The 3,530-nt window shown below is 32.2% G+C and carries 4 protein-coding genes and 1 pseudogene; all 5 read right to left on the reverse strand.

What is annotated here, in order from left to right; all coding sequences use genetic code 11:
- Window positions 1-694 (reverse strand): annotated as a pseudogene (locus OC698_RS02785) (replicative DNA helicase); the annotation flags it as partial.
- Window positions 695-700: 6 nt separating this feature from the next.
- Window positions 701-1,324: a hypothetical protein gene (locus tag OC698_RS02790; RefSeq protein ID WP_304513180.1), complete on the reverse strand. Its 624-nt coding sequence runs from the start codon at window positions 1,322-1,324 to the stop codon at window positions 701-703.
- Window positions 1,321-1,494: a hypothetical protein gene (locus OC698_RS02795; RefSeq protein WP_304513181.1), complete on the reverse strand. Its 174-nt coding sequence runs from the start codon at window positions 1,492-1,494 to the stop codon at window positions 1,321-1,323. Before OC698_RS02795 ends, OC698_RS02790 begins: the two co-directional genes overlap by 4 nt.
- The gene (tmk, locus tag OC698_RS02800) at window positions 1,494-2,105 is read right to left on the reverse strand and encodes a dTMP kinase (protein ID WP_304513182.1); all 612 of its coding nucleotides are present in this window, start codon (window positions 2,103-2,105) and stop codon (window positions 1,494-1,496) included. Before tmk ends, OC698_RS02795 begins: the two co-directional genes overlap by 1 nt.
- A 75-nt stretch (window positions 2,106-2,180) precedes the next feature.
- Window positions 2,181-2,822: a YqaJ viral recombinase family nuclease gene (locus OC698_RS02805; RefSeq protein ID WP_304513183.1), complete on the reverse strand. Its 642-nt coding sequence runs from the start codon at window positions 2,820-2,822 to the stop codon at window positions 2,181-2,183.
- Window positions 2,823-3,530 lie beyond the last annotated feature (708 nt).

The following is a 3,530-nucleotide window of genomic DNA, read 5'->3' on the forward strand; positions in this document are numbered from 1 at the left end:
AAACAAAACTAGTTTTCCCTAAACCCGTATAACCGCCAATCGTAATCACTTGGCCTTTTTTAAAGCCGTTAGTGGTTTGATTTAAACCACGGAAGTTTTCGGATAAACGATAATATTCGGCGCGGATCGTTTCTTGGGCTTGACGATCAGTTTTAAAAAATTCAGGATGAATGGTAGCCATTTGGGGGATGGTGAATAAGGTTTGGTCGGACTGGTGGGGAAGCCAAACCATAAATTTTCTTAATTTAGCGAAAATTTCTTGGTAGTAGAGATGGTGATGATAAGGATCGGGATGAGCAAAAGTAGGTTTAATTATTTTTAAGAGTTGTTGGAAGAGTTTTTCTTGGGTATAAGTATGTTTTAAGTTAGTTAAGCAATCTAAGTTATTTTCTTCAAAAAGATCATCATTTAAAAAAGCTAAAGATGTGTTAGTAAAATGATCTTGAGGAAAATGGGTTTGGAGATAAGTTAGTAATTGGGAAATGAGCGCAGCGGAGGATGGGCTTTGATCTACGGGGGAGAGAGAGGTTTTTTCTAAAGTTAAATATTTTAAGGCTTGAAATATTTGACGATGTTTTCGATCGCAAAACCATTGCGGATCAATTAGGTCAAAATAAAACTCTAATTGTTCCTTTTTGTTTTGGTTTAGATAGGTGATAATTTGTTTTAGGGCTTTTTGTTCATTGGTTAACATGGCCACTTAACTCCTTTGGGCTTTTTTAATGATATTAATATCGGGAAAAGGAATAAATTGGTTTATCCTTAAAGTGTGTAAGAAGTGATTAGCGCGCGGAGAAAATAAGTCAATAACTTGATTAATCCCGAGGATTTTCCCTTGGTTAATTTTCTTGTTTAATCTTTGAGCTTCTACCGTATTATTAGTTAATAAATAAAATTCAAAACGCGTATCGAGTTTTTTGAGTTGTTGGGCTTCGACCATGGCTTGTTTATAACGGTCCCGTAAACAAGTTTTAAAATTAAACGCGATAATTCGTTTGGTTTTCGTAAATAACACTAAATCAAATTTAATATCAGGGATAAAGAATAAATAAGCTTGAGGATATAAATTGCTAATTCCTTGGTGTTGAAAATAGAATAAAATAAGATATTCATTGATTTTACCGCGAATTACTTTTTGACTTTGGGAGTTGTAGTGGTGATTCCTGAAATATTGATTTAAGAAATGATGATGTTGGACCATATATTCGTGAAAAGGATGATTGAAGAGAGTGGGGTTGATGATCAGTTTTGTGATTTGAACACATAAAGATTGCGGCTTAAAAACTTTAATCTGTTCAAAAGCTAAATTAGTTAATGCTTTCATTTATTTTTCCCCTTTCTCAATAAAAAAAGACTCTTTTGGGCGAGTCGAAAGTTAATTTTTTTGGTTTTCCAAGTAACGGTGCCATCAGGTCGGATGGTTTTAATTTTGCCGTTGCTATAATAGATATATAAATTACCATTTTGACATTTTTTCTTAACGATAATAGCCATTATTTGATTGCTCCTAAATATTTCATAATTTTTTTGATATTTGCTGACACAGGATCACTTCCGTTTAAGATTAATTTCTTCATACCCCTAGTATAATGAGTAAGATAATGTTGGTATCCTTGGCGAACGGTTTGAAAATAAGTTAACGGTTTTTGTTCGATGAAATCACTTTGGTGATTTTTTTGGTTTTCTTTGCGGGTTATGCCGACAAGGGGATCAATATCTAAATAAATTAATAAATCAGGTTTGCTTAAGATAGTTTCATGATGGATCTGAAAAATCTTTTTTAACGATAAAAGTTGTTGCTTTTCCTCGGAAAAAGGAAATAATTGGTAAGCATAAGTAGAAGGTAACCAACGATCGCAGATAATTAATGAATTGTTGTTAAATAATTCCGCTTGGATTTGGGTCATATTAGCCAAACTTAAATAAAAACGGGTCAGATAATCTACTTGGGGAAAATTTAAAAATAAATCTCGTATTTCCTTACCAATCGTGCTACTGCCTAATCCTTGATAAACTTTGGGAAAGGGAGTCAATTGGTGATAAAGCGTCTGAATCAGTGTTGTTTTCCCGCTCCCATCTAAGCCTTCAAAAACAATTAATTTCATTATAGTTTCTCCTTTAAAGTCAATTTTAGGCATAAAAAAAGACCTTCTTGATGAAGGTCTCAAAGTATTAATTAATTATTTGATTTTACTTAATTGTTTTAAATAAGTGGTTTGAGCTAATTCTTGTTTGGCTTTGTTTAAAAGGGCTAAATATTTTTCACTATCTTGAATCATTTTCATGATAAAAGTTTGCTCTTGATAAATCCGCACCACATAATAATGAGTGTCCTGAAAATAAACTAAAAAGTAAGCGAATTTTGCTTGGGAACAAAAAAGTTGGCATTGGACTTGGGCCCAGTAGTATTTAGGGATATTTTCTAACTGGGGATTGTTTAAAAAACTAGTCCAAGTGCTAGAAACTGCTTGGTTTTCATTCACAAAAGGACATTTAATTTCTAAAACAGCTTGGTGTTGTTCGTTGTAGCCATCTAAAGATGCGGAAAAAAGGTTAACTTGATCATCAACAAAGATAGCATCTTCAAAAGGTAAATTAGTTTTTTGGCTGAAAAATTCTCTAGCGATGGGTTCCATTTTTTGTCCATGGAGAGTATATTGGTTAGCGGTAAAAGGGGCGCCAAAGAGTTTATCATGGACTAATTGTTCTCGCGAACGAAAAGGATCTAATCCTGTAATGGAGGAAATTTCGGAAGCGTTAATATATTTTTTACGATGTTGGTACCATAATTTGGTCCGTTGATTTAAGTTTTTGATGCGCATCATAATTATTCTTTCTTAAAAATTTTTTTCAATAATAATAACAGATATTTTCCTAAATAATAAAAGAAACACAAAAGGTGATAAAAAACTTTAAGGATAAAATCAATTAAAGATAATAAATGGGGAAGAAATAATAAAATAATTGCGAATAAACCTAAATTTAACCATTGATTTTGGTAAGTTAAGAAAGAACTACTTATTCGCTGAAGCAGATGGTTTATCTTGGTTAACCAAGGATTAAAAAGATGCCACATGATGATTCGGTTGCTTGGTGGTTAAATATTGGTAAAATTGGACCATGATGCCTTTTTGGAGGTGACGGATACTTAGTTTAACGGTAAAAAGATAGAACTTAATACCATAATAAATAGTGGTTAGTGGAAATAACAACAATAAGGTAATGATAAACAAAAGGAGATTGTTTGGTAAAATTGGTAAGATTTTATTAATGAACATCGGTTTTTATTTCCTTTCCGAGGTTTTGTGTTGTTAAATAAAAAAGACCCTGAAAAGGGTCTTGGAACAAAATAAATTTTTATGATAATAATTAATTGGTTTAATTACCAATCATTATTAGTTCTTGAAAGATATTCGGCTTCTTTGGCTTTATCATGATTATGTTTATCTTGGTAAAGGGATAAAGTTTTACGAACAGGATTGAAGTGGAGATGGAAATCAGTTGATTCAAAGCTAGAGTCGGAAACACGA

It is taken from the genome of Candidatus Phytoplasma gossypii (assembly GCF_030586975.1).
Classification (GTDB): Bacteria; Bacillota_I; Bacilli_A; order Acholeplasmatales; family Acholeplasmataceae; genus Phytoplasma; species Phytoplasma citri.

What these genes read in the sequence shown, in the direction of transcription:
- tmk (WP_304513182.1), bottom strand. Translation starts at nt 2,105, where the DNA reads ATGAAATTAATTGTTTTTGAAGGCTTAGATGGGAGCGGGAAAACAACA.
- OC698_RS02790 (WP_304513180.1), bottom strand. Translation starts at nt 1,324, where the DNA reads ATGAAAGCATTAACTAATTTAGCTTTTGAACAGATTAAAGTTTTTAAG.
- OC698_RS02795 (WP_304513181.1), bottom strand. Translation starts at nt 1,494, where the DNA reads ATGGCTATTATCGTTAAGAAAAAATGTCAAAATGGTAATTTATATATC.
- OC698_RS02805 (WP_304513183.1), bottom strand. Translation starts at nt 2,822, where the DNA reads ATGCGCATCAAAAACTTAAATCAACGGACCAAATTATGGTACCAACAT.